This is a genomic window from Agromyces luteolus (assembly GCF_009729855.1).
GTDB classification, from domain to species: domain Bacteria; phylum Actinomycetota; class Actinomycetes; order Actinomycetales; family Microbacteriaceae; genus Agromyces; species Agromyces luteolus.
In genome coordinates, this window is the sequence record NZ_WODA01000007.1 from 82,666 (window position 1) to 99,039 (window position 16,374).

At 71.7% G+C, this 16,374-nt stretch carries 12 protein-coding genes; 8 read left to right on the forward strand and 4 right to left on the reverse strand.

All coding sequences use genetic code 11. The annotated features are described in order from the left end of the window. Positions 1–54: 54 nt before the first annotated feature. Entirely contained in the window at positions 55–1,821 is a 1,767-nt protein-coding gene (locus GLX25_RS05220) for a proline--tRNA ligase (RefSeq protein ID WP_271192560.1), read from the forward strand. A gap of 68 nt (positions 1,822–1,889) precedes the next feature. On the opposite strand, the gene GLX25_RS05225 is transcribed toward GLX25_RS05220, so the two are convergent. Continuing rightward, positions 1,890–2,696 (reverse strand): DUF1206 domain-containing protein, encoded by an 807-nt coding sequence (locus GLX25_RS05225; protein WP_309299151.1) that lies wholly within the window; start codon positions 2,694–2,696, stop codon positions 1,890–1,892. Between the two features lie 240 nt (positions 2,697–2,936). Between GLX25_RS05225 and GLX25_RS05230 the strand changes: the two genes are divergently transcribed. Then, positions 2,937–4,973 carry a PhoX family protein gene (locus tag GLX25_RS05230; protein ID WP_155841257.1) on the forward strand — a complete coding sequence of 679 codons (2,037 nt, stop codon included), beginning with the start codon at positions 2,937–2,939 and terminating at the stop codon, positions 4,971–4,973. Between the two features lie 59 nt (positions 4,974–5,032). Here the strand turns inward: GLX25_RS05230 and GLX25_RS05235 are convergent, their stop codons facing one another. Next, positions 5,033–6,658, reverse strand: a complete 1,626-nt coding sequence (locus tag GLX25_RS05235) for a flavin monoamine oxidase family protein (RefSeq protein WP_155841258.1) — start codon at positions 6,656–6,658, stop codon at positions 5,033–5,035. 120 nt (positions 6,659–6,778) lie between these two features. On the opposite strand from GLX25_RS05235, the gene GLX25_RS05240 reads away from it, so the two are divergent. Next, positions 6,779–7,333 (forward strand): helix-turn-helix domain-containing protein, encoded by a 555-nt coding sequence (locus tag GLX25_RS05240; protein WP_155841259.1) that lies wholly within the window; start codon positions 6,779–6,781, stop codon positions 7,331–7,333. A 27-nt stretch (positions 7,334–7,360) separates the two neighbouring features. Here GLX25_RS05240 and GLX25_RS05245 read toward each other — a convergent pair whose 3' ends face one another. Next, the gene (locus GLX25_RS05245) at positions 7,361–8,866 is read right to left on the reverse strand and encodes an alanine/glycine:cation symporter family protein (RefSeq protein ID WP_155841260.1); all 1,506 of its coding nucleotides are present in this window, start codon (positions 8,864–8,866) and stop codon (positions 7,361–7,363) included. Between the two features lie 171 nt (positions 8,867–9,037). Here GLX25_RS05245 and nusA point away from each other — a divergent pair, with 171 nt between their 5' ends. The 4 genes from nusA (at position 9,038) to rbfA (ending at position 13,817) form a co-directional block, all read left to right on the forward strand. Next, on the forward strand, positions 9,038–10,036 hold the full coding sequence (gene nusA / locus GLX25_RS05250; RefSeq protein ID WP_155841261.1) for a transcription termination factor NusA: 999 nt from the start codon (positions 9,038–9,040) through the stop codon (positions 10,034–10,036). A 54-nt stretch (positions 10,037–10,090) separates the two neighbouring features. Further along, on the forward strand, positions 10,091–10,336 hold the full coding sequence (locus GLX25_RS05255; protein ID WP_154345069.1) for a YlxR family protein: 246 nt from the start codon (positions 10,091–10,093) through the stop codon (positions 10,334–10,336). 88 nt (positions 10,337–10,424) lie between these two features. Further along, positions 10,425–13,214 (forward strand): translation initiation factor IF-2, encoded by a 2,790-nt coding sequence (infB, locus tag GLX25_RS05260; protein WP_166548467.1) that lies wholly within the window; start codon positions 10,425–10,427, stop codon positions 13,212–13,214. A 129-nt stretch (positions 13,215–13,343) separates the two neighbouring features. After that, positions 13,344–13,817 carry a 30S ribosome-binding factor RbfA gene (rbfA, locus tag GLX25_RS05265; protein ID WP_155841263.1) on the forward strand — a complete coding sequence of 158 codons (474 nt, stop codon included), beginning with the start codon at positions 13,344–13,346 and terminating at the stop codon, positions 13,815–13,817. A 28-nt stretch (positions 13,818–13,845) separates the two neighbouring features. Here the strand turns inward: rbfA and GLX25_RS05270 are convergent, their stop codons facing one another. Then, positions 13,846–14,766, reverse strand: a complete 921-nt coding sequence (locus GLX25_RS05270; RefSeq protein WP_155841264.1) for a LysR family transcriptional regulator — start codon at positions 14,764–14,766, stop codon at positions 13,846–13,848. Between the two features lie 123 nt (positions 14,767–14,889). Here GLX25_RS05270 and GLX25_RS05275 point away from each other — a divergent pair, with 123 nt between their 5' ends. Beyond that, positions 14,890–16,260, forward strand: coding sequence for an MFS transporter (locus tag GLX25_RS05275; RefSeq protein WP_155841265.1), 1,371 nt, complete (start codon positions 14,890–14,892; stop codon positions 16,258–16,260). Positions 16,261–16,374 lie beyond the last annotated feature (114 nt).

Here is a 16,374-nt window from a genome sequence, read left to right on the forward strand (position 1 = left end):
GGCGCGTCAGGCGCCCCGCCGGTTCCGCGTCCGCACCCTGCATAGAATCGTCGGGTGCCCACACGCCTGACGAACTTCTTCCTCCGCACGCTCCGAGAGGACCCCGCCGACGCCGAGGTGGCGAGCCACAAGCTGCTCGTCCGCGCCGGCTACATCCGGCGCCAGGCGCCGGGCGTCTTCGCGTGGCTGCCGCTCGGCCTCCGCGTCAAGGCGAAGATCGAGCGCGTCGTGCGCGAGGAGATGGAGGCCGCCGGCGCGCACGAGGTGCACTTCCCGGCGCTGCTGCCGCGCGAGCCCTACGAGCAGACCGGCCGCTGGACCGAGTACGGCGACGCGCTGTTCCGGCTGAAGGACCGCAAGGAGGCCGACTACCTCCTCGCTCCGACGCACGAGGAGGTCTTCACGCTGCTGGTGAAGGACCTGTACTCGTCGTACAAGGAGCTGCCGCTCACGATCTACCAGATCCAGGACAAGTACCGCGACGAGGCGCGGCCGCGAGCGGGCCTCCTGCGGGGGCGCGAGTTCACCATGAAGGACGCCTACTCGTTCGACGTGAGCGACGAGGGCCTCGACGCCTCCTACCAGGCGCAGCGCGACGCCTACGAGCGCATCTTCACGAGGCTCGGCCTCGACTACGTGATCGTGAAGGCGGATGCCGGCGCCATGGGCGGCTCCAAGAGCGAGGAGTTCCTGCACCCGACCCCCGTCGGCGAGGACACGTTCGTCCGCTCGGCGGGCGGCTACGCGGCCAACGTCGAGGCGTTCACCACGACCCCGCCCGAGCCGATCCCGTTCGACGGGCTCCCGGCGGCGGAGGTGCTCGACTCGCCGAACACGCCCACGATCGCGACCCTCGTCGACCTCGCGAACCTCGAGTACCCGCGACCCGACGGTCGCGACTGGACCGCCGCCGACACCCTGAAGAACGTCGTGCTCGCGCTCACGCACCCCGACCACTCGCGGGAGATCGTCGTCGTCGGCATCCCCGGGGACCGCGAGGTCGACGCCAAGCGCGTCGAGGTCGCGTTCGCACCGGCCGAGGTCGAGGCGGCGACCGAGCAGGACTTCGCGAGGAACCCGGGCCTCGTCAAGGGCTACATCGGCCCGTGGTCGCCCGGGGGCGCCGTGCTCGGCGCCGAGTCGTCGACCGGCATCCGCTACCTCGTCGACCCCCGCGTCGTCGACGGCACCGAGTGGATCACGGGCGCCAATCTCGACGAGAAGCACGTGTTCGGGCTCGTCGCGGGACGCGACTTCGTCGCCGACGGGACGATCGAGGCGGCGAACGTGCGCGAGGGCGACCCGGCACCGGACGGCTCGGGGCCCGTGGAGCTCGCGCGCGGCATGGAGATCGGCCACGTGTTCCAGCTCGGCCGCAAGTACGCCGAGGCGCTCGGCCTCAAGGTGCTCGACGAGAACGGCAAGCTCGCGACCGTGACCATGGGCTCCTACGGCATCGGCGTGACGCGGATCCTCGCGATCATCGCCGAGCTGCACAACGACGACAAGGGGCTGGTGTGGCCCGCGGCGGTCGCGCCGTTCGACGTCCACGTGCTCGCGACCGGGAAGGACCAGGCGGCGTTCGACGCGGCCGAGCGGGTCGTCGCCGACCTCGAGGCCGCCGGCCTCGACGTGCTCTTCGACGACCGGCCCAAGCTCTCGCCGGGCGTGAAGTTCGCCGACGCCGAGCTCATCGGCGTGCCGACCATCGTGATCGCCGGGCGCGGCGTCGCCGACGGCGTCGTCGAGGTCTGGGACCGCGCGACGGGCGCGCGCACGAGCGTGCCGATCGACGGCGTGCGCGAGGCGCTGGGGCGCTGAGTCCCGACTGACGCGGCGAGGGCCGGCGCGGATGCTCCGCACCGGCCCTCGCGCTCAGCGCGCCCGTCTCACATGCGCGCGTACTTGGCGCGGGCGAAGCAGTAGGCGCCGTACACGATGAGCCCGGCCCCGACGAGCCAGAGCAGGACCGTCCCGAAGGGCAGGTCGGCGAGGCTCTTCAATGCGGCGTCGAGCCCGCCGGCCTTCTCCGGGTCGTTCGTCAGCGAGGCGACGATCCAGAGCACGCCGACGACGCCGACGGCGATCCCCTTCGCGACGTAGCCGACCGTGCCGAGCGTGAGGACGCCCTTCCGCACCGGGTCGCCCGGCAGCGACAGGTGCTTCGCGAAGCGCTGCGTCGCGCCGCGGTAGACGAACGCGATGCCCACACCGAGGATGACCAGCCCGACCAGGACGAGCAGGACGACCCCGCCCGGCGCGGCGAGGAGCTGCGCGCTCAGCGACTGCGACGACTGGTCGGAGTCGGAACGCCCGCCGAGCGCGTACACGAGCGACGTGACGCCGATCGAGACGTAGGCGATCGCCGTGCCGACGTACTTGACGCGGTGACCCCACTTCTTCTTCGTGTCGGGATCGCGCTCGAGGAACGCCTCGGTGACCTGCCAGATCGCGAGCGCGAAGAGGCCGAGCGCGATGACCCAGAGCAGCACCACGCCGAAGGGCAGGCTCGCCAGTTGCTGCATCGCCCCGCTCTGGTCCGCCTCGCCGCCGGCGCCCTGCGCGACCGAGATCGCGAGGCCGCCGATCACGATGTGCACGATCCCGAGCACGACGAAGCCGACGCGCGCGGCGATCTCGAAGGCACGGGAGTTCTGCGCCGCGCTGGCCGCGGCCTTGCCGGTATCGGTCATCATCCGCACAGCGTAGCGACGGCCGCGCCCTGGGCGGCAGGTCGGCGCCCGTGGTTGCGCCCGGCGGATCGGGAGTGGTATCCGCCCGCGCGAATCGTCCCCGGGAGCCGATTCCAGCGGCGTCCGTCCGCCGTTCACCCCGCGGTCGCCGCCATGTCGTCGGCCGGTCATCCTGGCGCGACAGGCTCGGCGCGTCCGTCCGGGTCGACGCGCGGGCGTCCGCGCACTGAACGAGGAGCTTCCATGACCATTCCCGAACTCCGTCTCACGCCGGTCTCCCACGCGATCGGCAAGCGGTCGCCGGTGACCTGCCGCCTGAAGTGCGCCGACGCGTGCCTCGGCCCCGAGTGCAACACGTCGTCCAACGCCCACTTCCGCGACATCGCGTCGCAGGCGATCTCCCGCCGCTCGGTGCTCGGGCTCGGCGTCGCAGGGGCCGTCGGCCTCGTGGTCGGCGGTGCCGCCGGCGGCGGCGCCGCTCCCGCGTTCGCCGCGAAGCCGGGGACCGCCGGACTCGCGTTCACCCCGATCGCGCCCGTCGACCGGACCGTCGACGCGTTCACCGTCCCGGTGGGCTACCGCTGGCAGCCGATCATCCGGTGGGGCGACCCGCTGTTCTCGTCCGTGCCCGCGTTCGACTTCGACCACCAGACCGCGCAGGCGCAGGCCGGGCAGTTCGGCTACAACAACGACTACCTCGACATCATCGCCGACCCGAGCGGCAAGACGGGCGTGCTCGTCACCAACCACGAGTACGTGAACCCCGACCTCATGTTCACCGCGACGACGGACCCGGAGGAGCGCCGCCGCCGCGGCGAGATCTACAAGGCGGCGATGGGCATGGCCGTCGTCGAGGTGAAGCGTCGTCGTGTGGGCGACCCGTGGGAGTACGTCGTCGACGGCGAGCGCAGCCGCCGCGTCACCGTCGAGTCCACCTTCGAGCTCACCGGTCCGGCAGCCGGCTCCGACCTCGTGAAGACCGCCGCCGACCCCGAGGGGCGCTGGGTGAAGGGCACCCTCGGCAACTGCGCCGGCGGCACGACGCCCTGGGGCACGGTGCTCTCGGGTGAGGAGAACTTCAACGGCTACTTCGCGTGGGCGGCCGACACCGCCGAGCAGCAGCGCTACAGCGCCGGCTCGACCACGTCGACCGAGACCGGCTGGGAGCAGTACGACGAGCGGTTCGACGCGCACAGCCCGGGCTACGTCAACGAGCCGAACCGCTTCGGGTACATCGTCGAGATCGACCCGAGCGACCCGACGTCGACGCCGAAGAAGCACACCGCGATGGGCCGCTTCAAGCACGAGGGCGCGAACGTCACCATCGCCGAGGACGGCCGGGTCGTGGCCTACATGGGCGACGACGAGCGCAACGACTACCTGTACAAGTTCGTCTCCAAGGGGCGCTACACCGCGGCGACCTCGACGGGCGCGCGCAGGAAGAACATGCGGCTCCTCAGCGAGGGCGACCTGTTCGTCGCGCGCTTCTCGGGCAACTCGCCCGCGGCGGAGATCACCGGAACCGGCGCGATGCCCTCCGACGGGGCCTTCGACGGCACCGGCGAGTGGATCGCGCTCACGCGCGGGGGTGAGAGCGTCGTCCCGGGCATGACGACCGAGCAGGTCCTCGTCTACACCCGCCTCGCCGCCGACCTCATGGGCGCCACGAAGATGGACCGTCCGGAGGACGTCGAGCCGAACCCGCACACCGGCAAGGTGTACCTCGCGCTGACCAACAACAGCCGTCGCACCGTGGCCACGCTCGACGAGGTCAACCCGATCACCGGCAACCGCTACGGCCACGTCGTCGAGCTCACCGAGACGTCGGGGCAGGCCGGCGAGACCTTCGGCTGGAGCATCCTGCTGCTCTGCGGCGACCCGGCCGTGACCGACTACACGTACTTCGCCGGCTTCCCGAAGGAGCTCGTGTCGCCGATCTCGTGCCCCGACAACGTCGCGTTCGACTCCGAGGGCAACCTCTGGATCTCGACCGACGGCGCGCCGAGCACCATCGGCTACAACGACGGACTCTTCCGGGTGCCGCTCGAGGGCGACCAGCGCGGCAACGTCCAGCAGTTCCTGTCGGTCCCGCGCGAGGCCGAGACGTGCGGCCCGGTGATCCACGACCGCGAGGGCCTGGTGTTCGTCGCGGTCCAGCACCCCGGCGAGAACGGTGCGGTCGGCGCGCAGACGTCCTACTTCCCCGACTACGTCGCGTCGCACTCGGGCGACAAGGTCGCGGCGCCGCGCCCGTCGGTCGTGCAGGTCTGGAAGGGCTGAGCGGCCCGGTCAGGGGCGGGTGACGGATGCCGCGGCATCCGTCACCCGCCCCTCGCCCGTCACGACAGCGCGACCGCCTTGGCCGCCCGCTCGCCCGACTCGACCGCGCCGTTCAGGAAGCCGAAGTAGTAGACGCTCGTGTGCTCGCCCGCGAAGTGCACGTTGCCCTCGGGCACCGCGGCGACGCCGAAGAGCTCGGTGTACTGTCCGGGGCGCTGGCACGTGTACGCGCCCTTCGACCACGGGTGCGCCCACCAGAAGTCGCGATAGGAACGACCCGTGTACGCCGCGGTCACCCCGGGGAAGATCGGCTCGAGCTGCGCGAGGTACGCGTTCACCTGCGCGGCGGGGGCGACGCCGAAGGGATCGCCCTTCCACGCCTTGACCTGGTCGCCGGACGGGAAGAAGTTGAACACGCCCGCGGGCAGCGGCTGGTCGGCCGTGTCGTCCCAGCCGCACTGGAAGCCCCCCTTGTTCGTGTACGTCGCGCCGCCGTAGCCCTGCTCGACCCACGGCCGACGCGAGAGCTCGACGTGGATCTTCGAGTTCGCGCCGAGGCCGACCTCGGCGATCGCGCGGCGCTTCAGCGCCGAGAAGCCCGACTGCGAGAGGTCGCAGTCCTTCAGCGTCGTGAACGGCAGCGCGAGGATCGCGCGGTCGGCGACGACGTCGACGGTGGAGTTGCCCGAGCGGAAGCTCAGCCGCACGGTGCCGTCCGCGAGCTGCGCGACGGCGACGAGACGGCGGCCGTACTGCACCGTGCCGGCCGGGAGCTGGTCGATCATGCGCGAGACCAGCAGGTCGTTGCCGCCGCGCACGGTGTACTTCTCGTCCGCGCCGTTCACGGGCGAGAGGCTGTTCTGCGAGTTCCAGCCGAGCAGGTACACGAGGTTCAGCGCGGACTGCTCGTGGGGTTCGAGGCCGTACTCGGCCATCACGTTCGACTGCATGAGCTTGGCGAACGGGCTCGCGAGCCCGCCGGGGACCTTCTGCTCCAGCCACTCGTCGACGGTCATGCGGTCGAGCGCGACGCCCGCCGCGGTCTGCGAGTCGTAGGTCTGGCAGTACGGCGCGGCCGCGAGGTCGGACTTGAACGCCTGGTGGACCGCGCCCCAGTCCTCGTTCGCGTCGTCGTACGGGTAGTCGACGCCGTCGATCCAGTACCTGTCCTCCCAGCCCTGGTAGCTGCCGCCGGCCACGACGTCGAGGCTCAGGCCGAGGTTGGAGGCGAGGTTGCGGGTCGCGTTGTGGTCGGTGTTGATGAGCGCTCCGCCGTGCTCGACGACGAAGCCGTTCGAGAAGTGGTCGCGGAGCGACCAGCAGCGGCCGCCGGCCCGGGTGTCCGCCTCGTACACCGTCGAGGCGATGCCCTTGACGCGCCACAGCCAGTGGGCCGCGCGGAGCCCGGCGAGGCCCGCGCCGACGACGGCGACGCGCGGTGCGGTCGGCTTCGCGGCGCTCGCCGCGTGCGCGGGCCCGGCCATCGCCAGTGCGGCTCCGGCGCCGAGTGCGGCGCCCGAGCGGAGCAGCGCGCGGCGCGAGATGCCGCCCGAGCCGGGCGGATCCTCGCCGGCACGGCCGAGCACGTCGTCGACGGGCACGCCCGTGCGCTCGGATTCGGCGTGGGCGCGGAGGATCCGCCCGATGCGCGCCGTGGTGGGGGTGGTGCCCATTCGTCCTGCCATGATGAGAGCCTCGCGATCCGGTGAAGTGGGGAGGAGTGCTGCTTAACATGTTGCGTAGTGTTATTGAGCAGCAATCCATGCGCGGCGTCAACACCCGATCGGGCGAGGGGAGCGATCGACGTGGGCGATGAGGGCGTCGGCGAGCAGGTCCGCCGGTACCGCCGGGCCAGGCGGATGTCGCAGCGCGCGCTCGGCGCGCAGGCCGGCGTCACGTCGGGCTTCCTGAGCCAGCTCGAGACCGGTCGCGCGAACGCGAGCGTCGCCACGCTCCGGCGACTCGCCGACGCGCTCGGCGTCTCCCTCGGCGACCTCGTGGCGCCCGGGCCCGTGCCCGCGGGCCGGGTCGTCCGAGCCGACCGGCGCCGCCGGTTCTCAGCGAGCGACGGCATGGTGAAGTGGTTCCTCACCGAGCCGCCGCACGGCCACGTGGAGATGTACGCGGTCACGATCGAGCCCGGCGGCTCGACCGGCCCCCGGCAGTACCGTCACGGCGACGCGGAGGAGGTGATCCTCGTCATCGCCGGCGCGGTCCGCGTGGAACTCGAGGACGAGGCCTACGACCTCGGCCCGGGCGACAGCATCGTGTTCCCGACCAGCACGCCCCACCGCGTCGCGAACCTCGGCGACGCCGACGCCGAGCTCGTGTGGGTGAACTCGCCGCCGACGCCCGAGTGACCGCTCCGCGGCCCGGTGCGGTCCGGCTCAGTCGTCGTGGTGCAGGTGGTCGCGGTGCTTCTCCGCCTGGTGCGACGCCGTCGACACGTCGATCGGGCCGGTGACCGAGCGCTCGTCGACCCAGCACTCGATGCCCGAGACGTCCGGGAGCAGGTCGCGCGTGAAGACCGGGTCGCGGCCGTGCCGACGCTGGCTCGTGTAGTCGTGCAGGAGCCGGAACGCGATGCCCGAGAGGAGCGCGATCGCGATGAGGTTCACGATCGCCATGAGCCCCATCACCCCGTCGGCGGTGTTCCAGACGAGATCGGAGGCGGCGACCGAGCCGACGAAGATCGCCACGACGACGAGCGACCGGTAGGTCGTGAGCAGCCAGGGCTTCGGCGAGATGAACTCGATGTTCGACTCGCCGTAGTAGTAGTTGCCGAGGATCGAGCTGAACGCGAGCAGGAACACGACGATCGTGAGCAGGATGCTCGCCCACGGGCCGAGGTTGGCGACCATCGCATCCTGCGTGAGGCCGATGCCGCGCTCGGCGGACGCCAGGTCGGGGTTCGACACGAGGATGATGAACGCGGTGATCGTGCACACGAGGAACGTGTCGAAGTAGACGCCGAGGGTCTGGACGAGACCCTGCTTGACCGGGTGCGTGACCGCCGCGCTCGCGCCCGCGTTCGGCGCCGAGCCGAGGCCCGCCTCGTTGGAGAACATGCCGCGCTTGACGCCGGTGAGGATGATCGTGCCGAGCGTCGCGCCGACGACCTCGTTGAAGCCGAAGGCCTCCGTGAAGATCGAGGCGAACACCTCGGGCAGGCGCGTGATGTTCATCGCCACGATGATGAGGCCGACGAGCAGGTACAGCAGCGCCATGAGCGGCACGACCGCCTGCGTGACGTGCGCGATGCGGCGCACGCCGCCGAAGACGACGAGCCCGGTGAGCACCGCGAGCACGGCCCCGGCGACCCAGGCGATCCACTCGCCGCCGCCGTCGGGCGCGACCGCGCCCGTCAGCGACGCGCTGATGGTGTTCGCCTGCAGCGACGAGAACGCGAACGGGAAGCAGACGATGAGGATCACGGCGAAGAGGATGCCGGCCCAGCGCGCCTTGAGCCCCCGCTCGATGTAGTACGCGGGTCCACCGCGGAAGCCGTCCTTGTCGCGGACCTTGAAGAGCTGTCCGAGGCTCGACTCCACGAACGCGGACGCGCCGCCGATGAAGGCCATGAGCCACATCCAGAAGATCGCCCCGGGCCCGCCGATCGCGATCGCCGTGCCGACTCCGGCGATGTTGCCGACGCCGACGCGGGAGGCCGCGGAGATCGTGAACGCCTGGAAGGCGGACACGGACTGCGGCTCGCCGGACTCGTCGCGCGGGGTCTTGTCGGTGAGGGTCCGGAACATCTCGGGGATGAGGCGGAACTGCACGACGCCGGAGCGCACCGTGAAGTAGAGGCCGAGCAGCACCACGACGGGCAGCACGATCCAGGTCCAGAGCGTGTCGCCCGCGGCGAGCACGAGGTCGTTGAGCGCGTCCATCCGCCAAGCATGGCAGGCGAGGCGAGCGTTCCTCGGGAACCCGGACGAATCGGCGTGGTCGGGCGCGGGCGGACCTCGCCGGAGCGCCGACGGAGCCCCCGGCATCCGCTACGCTTGAGTGTTCCGCCCGAGAGGGGGAGGCGGACCGAGAGCTGAATAGAGGAGGCCGTAATGGACATCGACCTCAGCGTGCTCCGCATGATGGAGCGCGAGAAGGAGATCCCGTTCGACGAACTGGTGCAGATCATCGAGCAGGCGATCCTGATGGCCTACCTCAAGCACACCAACCCCGGCCAGCACGGCCACGCGAACCCCAAGGGCGCCCGCGCCCACCTCGATCGCAAGACCGGGCACGTGTCGGTCTTCGTCCCGGAGTACGACGAGGAGGGGAACGTCGTCGGCGAGGCCGAGGACTCCCCGAGCGACTTCGGCCGCATCGCCGCCTTCGCCGCGAAGCAGGTCATCAACCAGCGCCTGCGCGACATCGCCGACGACGCCGTGCTCGGCGAGTTCCGCGGTCGCGAGGGCGACATCGTCGCGGGCGTCATCCAGCAGGGCCCGAACCCGCGCATGGTGCACATCGACCTCGGCACCGTCGAGGCGATCCTGCCGCCCGAGGAGCAGGTGCCCGGCGAGGAGTACCCGCACGGCCAGCGCATCCGCGTCTACGTGACGAGCGTCGCGAAGGGTGCGAAGGGGCCGTCGATCACGGTCTCGCGCACGCACCCCGCGCTCGTCCGCAAGCTCTTCGCGCTCGAGGTGCCCGAGATCGCCTCCGGGGTCGTCGAGATCGTCTCGCTCGCCCGCGAGGCCGGCCACCGCACGAAGATCGCCGTCCGCGCCAACCAGCCGGGCGTGAACGCCAAGGGCGCCTGCATCGGCGAGCTCGGGCAGCGGGTGCGCGCGGTCACGGCCGAACTCGGGAGCGAGAAGATCGACATCGTCGACTGGAACGAGGACCTCTCCACGTTCGTCGCCTCGGCGCTGTCGCCCGCGAAGGTGACGAGCTCGTACGTGATCGACGAGGGCACCCGCGCCGTCCGGGCGCTCGTGCCCGACTACCAGCTCTCGCTCGCCATCGGCAAGGAGGGCCAGAACGCCCGCCTCGCCGCCAAGCTCACCGGCGCGAAGATCGACATCCAGCCCGACTCGATCCTCGACCAGGCGTGAGGCTCGCCGCCCACCGCGTCGGTGGTCGGGGGACGCCCAGCGTGGAGGTGTAGGATGGATCCGGTCAGAACGTGCATCGGATGCCGTTCGCGCGCCCCGCGGTCCTCGCTTCTGAGGGTCGTCGCCCAGCACACCAGAGTCCTCGCCGACACGTCGGCGGTGCTCCCCGGGCGCGGCGCATGGCTGCATCCGACGCTCGAGTGCTTCCGACTCGCCCAGCGACGGCGCGCCTTCGGGCGCGCGCTTCGCGTGAGCGGCGAGCTGGACACATCCGATGTAGAGAACAGGCTGAACGGCTAATGGACAACTCATGAGCGGCTCGAAATGAGACCCGTCCGCCATTGATGGTCCGCCCCTGTCCCGGGGTCGGACCCGGAACAGGAGAGAAGTGGCTGCCAAACCACGCGTACACGAGATCGCCAGCGAACTCGGCGTCGACAGCAAGGTCGCGCTCGAGAAGCTGAAGGAGATGGGCGAATACGTCAAGGGCCCGTCGTCCTCGATCGAACCCCCCGTCGCACGTCGCCTCCGGGCCGCCCTCGAGGGCGCCGGCGCGGCGAGCAAGCCGGCACCGGCGCCCAAGCCGGCCGCCGCTGCGAAGCCCGGCCCCAAGCCGGCGCCGAAGCCCGCGGCCGCGCCGTCCACCGACGCTCCCATGAGCGTCGCCGAGCGCCAGGCCGAGGCCGAGAAGAAGGCCGCGGCCGCGGCCGCCGAGAAGCAGGCCGCGCCCGCGGCATCCGCCGAGCCCGCGGCGCCGACCGCGCCGCGCCCCGGCGCCGCGCCGAAGCCCGGTGCCCCGAAGCCGGCGGCCGACGTGGCGCGCCCCGGCGCGCCGAAGCCCGGCCAGAGCGCACCGCGACCGGGCGGTCCCCGCCCCGGAGCGCCGCGCCCCGGCAACAACCCGTACTCGAGCTCGCAGGGCATGGGCCAGCGCCCGAGCCAGCCGCGCCCGGGCAACAACCCGTTCTCCAGCTCGCAGGGCATGGGCCAGCGCCCGACCCCGGGCAACATCCCGCGGCCGCAGCCCCCGCGTCCCGGTTCGCCGCGCCCCGGCGCCCCGCGTCCGGGCGGTGGCGGCGGCGGCGGTCGTCCCGGCGGCTTCCAGCGCCCCGGCGGCGGTGGCGGCGGCCAGCGGCCCGGCGGCGGCGCCGGCGGCGGCTTCCGTCCGGGCGGTGCGCCCGGCGGCGGCTTCGGCGGTCCGCGTCCCGGTGGCGGCGGCGGTCGCGGTCGCGGCCCCGGCGGCGGCACGGCCGGTGCGTTCGGTCGCGGCGGCGGCAAGAGCAAGGCCCGCAAGTCCAAGCGGACGAAGCGGCAGGAATTCGAGATGCGGGAGGCCCCGTCGCTGGGCGGCGTGAGCGTCCCGCGCGGCGACGGCAACACCGTCATCCGCCTGCGCCGCGGCGCCTCGATCTCCGACTTCGCCGACAAGATCGACGCGAACCCCGGTTCGCTCGTGACCGTGCTGTTCCACCTCGGTGAGATGGCGACGGCGACCGAGTCGCTCGACGAGGCCACCTTCGAGGTGCTCGGCGCCGAGCTCGGCTACAAGATCCAGGTCGTCTCCCCGGAGGACGAGGACAAGGAGCTCCTCGAGGGCTTCGACATCGACCTCGACGCCGAGGAGGCCGAGGAGTCCGACGAGGACCTGCAGGCGCGACCGCCCGTCGTGACCGTCATGGGCCACGTCGACCACGGCAAGACGCGACTGCTCGACGCCATCCGCAACGCGAACGTCGTCGCGGGCGAGGCCGGCGGCATCACCCAGCACATCGGTGCGTACCAGGTGCACACCGAGCACGATGGGCTGGACCGCGCGATCACCTTCATCGACACCCCGGGTCACGAGGCGTTCACCGCCATGCGTGCCCGTGGTGCCCAGGTGACCGACATCGCGATCCTCGTGGTCGCGGCCGACGACGGCATCATGCCGCAGACGGTCGAGGCGCTGAACCACGCCCAGTCGGCGAACGTGCCGATCGTGGTCGCGGTGAACAAGATCGACAAGCCCGACGCCAACCCCGCCAAGGTGCGCCAGCAGCTCACCGAGTTCGGGCTCGTGGCCGAGGAGTACGGCGGCGACGTCCTGTTCGTCGACGTGTCGGCGCGCGAGAACATCGGCATCCAGGAGCTGCTCGACGCGGTGCTCCTGACCGCCGACGCCGGGCTCGACCTGCGCGCGAACCCCGACAAGGACGCCCGAGGCGTGGCCATCGAGGCCAAGCTCGACAAGGGCCGCGGCGCCGTGGCGACCGTGCTCATCCAGTCGGGCACCCTCAAGGTCGGCGATGCGATCGTCGCGGGCACGGCGTACGGCCGCGTCCGCGCGATGAGCGACGAGAACGGCGAGCCCGTGGCCGCCGCGACGCCGTCGCGGCCGGTCCAGGTGCAGGGTCTCTCGAGCGTCCCGCGCGCCGGCGACACCTTCCTCGTCACCGAGGAGGACCGCACCGCCCGCCAGATCGCCGAGAAGCGCGAGGCCGCCGAGCGGAACGCCCAGCTGGCCAAGGCCCGCAAGCGCATCTCGCTCGAGGACTTCACGCGTGCGCTGGAGGAGGGCAAGGTCGAGGCGCTCAACCTCATCATCAAGGGCGACGTGTCGGGTGCCGTCGAGGCGCTCGAGGAGTCGCTGATGAAGATCGAGGTCGACGACTCGGTCCAGCTCCGCATCCTGCACCGCGGTGTGGGCGCCGTCACCGAGAGCGACATCGACCTCGCCACGATCGACAACGCGATCGTGATCGGGTTCAACGTCCGCCCCGACGTGAAGGCGCGCGAGCGCGCCGCCCGCGAGGGCGTCGACGTGCGCTTCTACAACGTCATCTACAACGCGATCGACGACATCGAGAACTCGCTCAAGGGCATGCTCAAGCCCGAGTTCGAAGAGGTGCAGTCGGGTGTGGCCGAGATCCGCGAGGTGTTCCGCTCCTCGAAGTTCGGCAACATCGCCGGTGTCATCGTGCGGTCGGGAACGATCACGCGCAACGCCAAGGCACGCGTCATCCGCGACGGCGTCGTGGTCGGCGACAACCTCGCGATCGAGTCGCTCCGCCGGTTCAAGGACGACGTCACCGAGGTCCGCACGGACTTCGAGGCGGGCATCGGCCTCGGCAAGTACAACGACATCCAGGTCGGCGACGAGATCGAGACCGTCGAGATGCGCGAGAAGCCGCGGGCCTAGGCCCTCGGTGCGGGGCCCCGTTCGTCGACACGATGAGCGGGGCCCCGACCCCTCCACCAGAACCGAAGGGACCGCTCCGGGCGACGCCGCAGCCGCGGCATCCGGGGCGGAACGGAAAGGCAGGCCATCATGGCCGATCCGCAGCGGGCCAGGAAGCTGGCCGACCGCATCAAGGAGATCGTCGCGCGTCGCCTCGACAAGGGCCTCCGCGACCCGCGCCTCGGGTTCGTCACGATCACCGACGTCCGCGTCACCGGCGACCTCCAGCACGCGAGCATCTTCTACACCGTCTACGGCACCGACGAGGAGCGCCGCGACTCGGCGCTCGCGCTCAAGGCCGCGACGGGGATGCTGCGGAGCGAGGTCGGACGGAACATCACCGCCCGGCTCACCCCGACGCTCGAGTTCATCGCCGACGCGATCCCCGAGAACGCGCAGCACATCGAGGACCTGCTCCGCGAGGCGCGCGAGCGCGACGCCGAGACCTCGGCGCTCGCGGCGGGCGCGCAGTACGCCGGCGACGCCGACCCGTACCTCACGCCGCGCGACCTCGAGGCCGACGAGGACGAGGACCAAGTCGACGAGGAGTCCGCGGCGCGCTGACGCCGGGGCCCGGCATCCGCCCGTCCGCCTACCCGACCTCCGGCGGACGGCCGAGCAGCGCGTCGCGCGCCTCGGCCATCCGTGCGCGGAGCGCGGCGATGAACGCGACCGCCGTCGGCTGCCGCAGCGCCTCGGGGCGGCACACGAGCCAATAGGGGAGGCGCTCCTCGATCTCCTCCGGGAAGAGCCGGACGAGGTCGTCGTGCGGGTCCGCCAGGAACGCGGGGAGCAGTCCGAAGCCGGCGCCGGCGCGCGTCGCGTCGACGTGGACGTAGACGTTGGTGCTCGACACCGCGTCGATCATCCCGCGGGTCGAGCGGCGCGCCGCGTCGAGCGCGTCCACCTGCAGCATCGACTCGATGAAGTAGACGAGGGGCTCCCCGGCGAGGGCCTCGACGGAGGCGGGCAGCCCGCGCCTGGCGAGCAGGCCGCGGCTCGCGTAGAGGCCGAGCACGTAGTCGCCCAGGTGGATCGCCTCGGCGCGGTGCACGTGGGGCCGGCCGACGACGACCTCGAGGTCGACGCCGACGCGCTGCTGGGCGGCGCGCCTCGTCGCGGCCACGATCTCGAGCGAGACATCCGGATGCCGCGCGCGGAGCGCCGCCATCGCGGGCGAGGCGATGAATCCGCTGAAGCCGTCCGTCGCCGACAGGCGCACGACGCCGGCCAGGGTCGGCTCGGCGGGGGAGAGGCGTCGCAGCGCCTGCTCGACGTCCTCCGCGGCGGCGAGCGCGTGCTCGCCGAGCGGCGTCAGCACCCATCCGGCGGCGCCCCGGACGAGCACCCGCCCCCCGAGCGCCTGCTCGAGCGCGTCGATGCGACGGGCGATCGTCGTGTGGTTCAGGCCGAGCCGGTTCCCCGCGCCGGTGTACCGGCCCTCGCGGGCGACGGCGAGCAGGATGATGAGGTCGTCGGCGCTCGGCGTCCGGCGCAGCGGTGCGGCAGGCATCTGTGCAGTTTCGCACAGTGCCGGTGCGATGTTCGCCATTGGACTGCACAGGCGCGCACGCGAAACTCGTCCGGTGACGTGAACTGCGTCGCCCCCTACCCGTTCCATGCAAAGGAGCATCGAATGACCCAGGCACCAGCACGGGACGCCGCAGCGAAGCGCGAGACGTCGGGCCTCCGCCGCGTCGTCACCGCGTCGATGGCCGGAACCGTCGTCGAGTGGTACGAGTTCTTCCTCTACGCCTCGGCCGCCACCCTCGTGTTCGGCACGGTCTTCTTCCCGCCCTCCGACGACCCGTACGCCGGCATCATCGCCGCCTTCCTCACCTACGCCGTCGGCTTCATCGCCCGGCCCCTCGGCGGCATCGTCTTCGGGCACCTCGGCGACAAGTACGGCCGCAAGAGGCTGCTGCAGTTCAGCATCATCCTGATCGGCGTCGCGACCTTCCTCATCGGCTGCCTGCCGACGTACGCGCAGATCGGCCTCGCCGCGCCGGCGCTGCTGGTGCTCCTCCGCTTCCTGCAGGGCTTCGCGCTCGGCGGCGAGTGGGGCGGGGCGGTCCTCCTCGTCGCCGAGCACAGCCCGTCGGAGCGCCGCGGCTTCTGGGCCAGCTGGCCCCAGGCCGCCGTGCCGGTCGGCAACCTGCTCGCGACCCTCGTGCTCTTCGTGCTGAGCTCCACGCTCTCCGACGAGGCGTTCCTCGGCTGGGGCTGGCGCGTCGCGTTCTGGCTCTCCGCGGTCATCGTGCTCATCGGCTGGTACATCCGCACCAAGGTCACCGACGCGCCGATCTTCCTCGAGATGCAGGCCGAGCGCGAGGCCGCCAAGGCGACGAGCTACGGCGTGCTCGAGGTCATCAGGCGCTACCCCCGCGGCGTCGTCACGGCGATGGGCCTCCGCGTCGCCGAGAACATCCTCTACTACGTCGTGGTGACCTTCTCGATCGTCTACCTCACCCAGGTCGTGCAGGAGGGCACCGCGAACACGCTGCTCATCCTGGTCGCCGCGCACGTCGTGCACTTCGCGGCGATCCCGATCGCGGGCAACCTCTCCGACCGCTTCGGCCGGAAGCCCGTGTACGCGGCCGGCGCGGTCCTCGGCGCGACATGGGCCTTCTTCGCCTTCCCGCTCATGGACACCGGGAACCCGATCGTCATCTGGGCGGCCATCGCCCTCGGCCTCGTGTTCCACGCGCTCATGTACGCCGCCCAGCCGGCGATCATGGCCGAGATGTTCCCGACGCGCATGCGCTACTCGGGCGTCTCGCTCGGCTACCAGGTCACCTCGATCTTCGCCGGCTCGCTCGCGCCGATCATCGCCACCGCCCTGCTCGGGCAGTACGGCTCGAGCGTGCCGATCGCGATCTACGTCGCGATCGCGTGCGCGATCACGCTCGTCGCGGTCGCGGCGGCCCGCGAGACCCGCGGGCTCGACCTCCGCGAGATCGACGCCGCCGACCGGGCGCGCACGGAGTCGACCGCGACGGTCGGCTGACGGCTCGTCACGAGCGCAGCACAGCACGACGGATGCCCCGGGGTCGACGCCCCGGGGCATCCGTCGTGCTGCCTGTGCCCCGGACGGGAGGGACCCCGGACCCTGTCGTCCGGC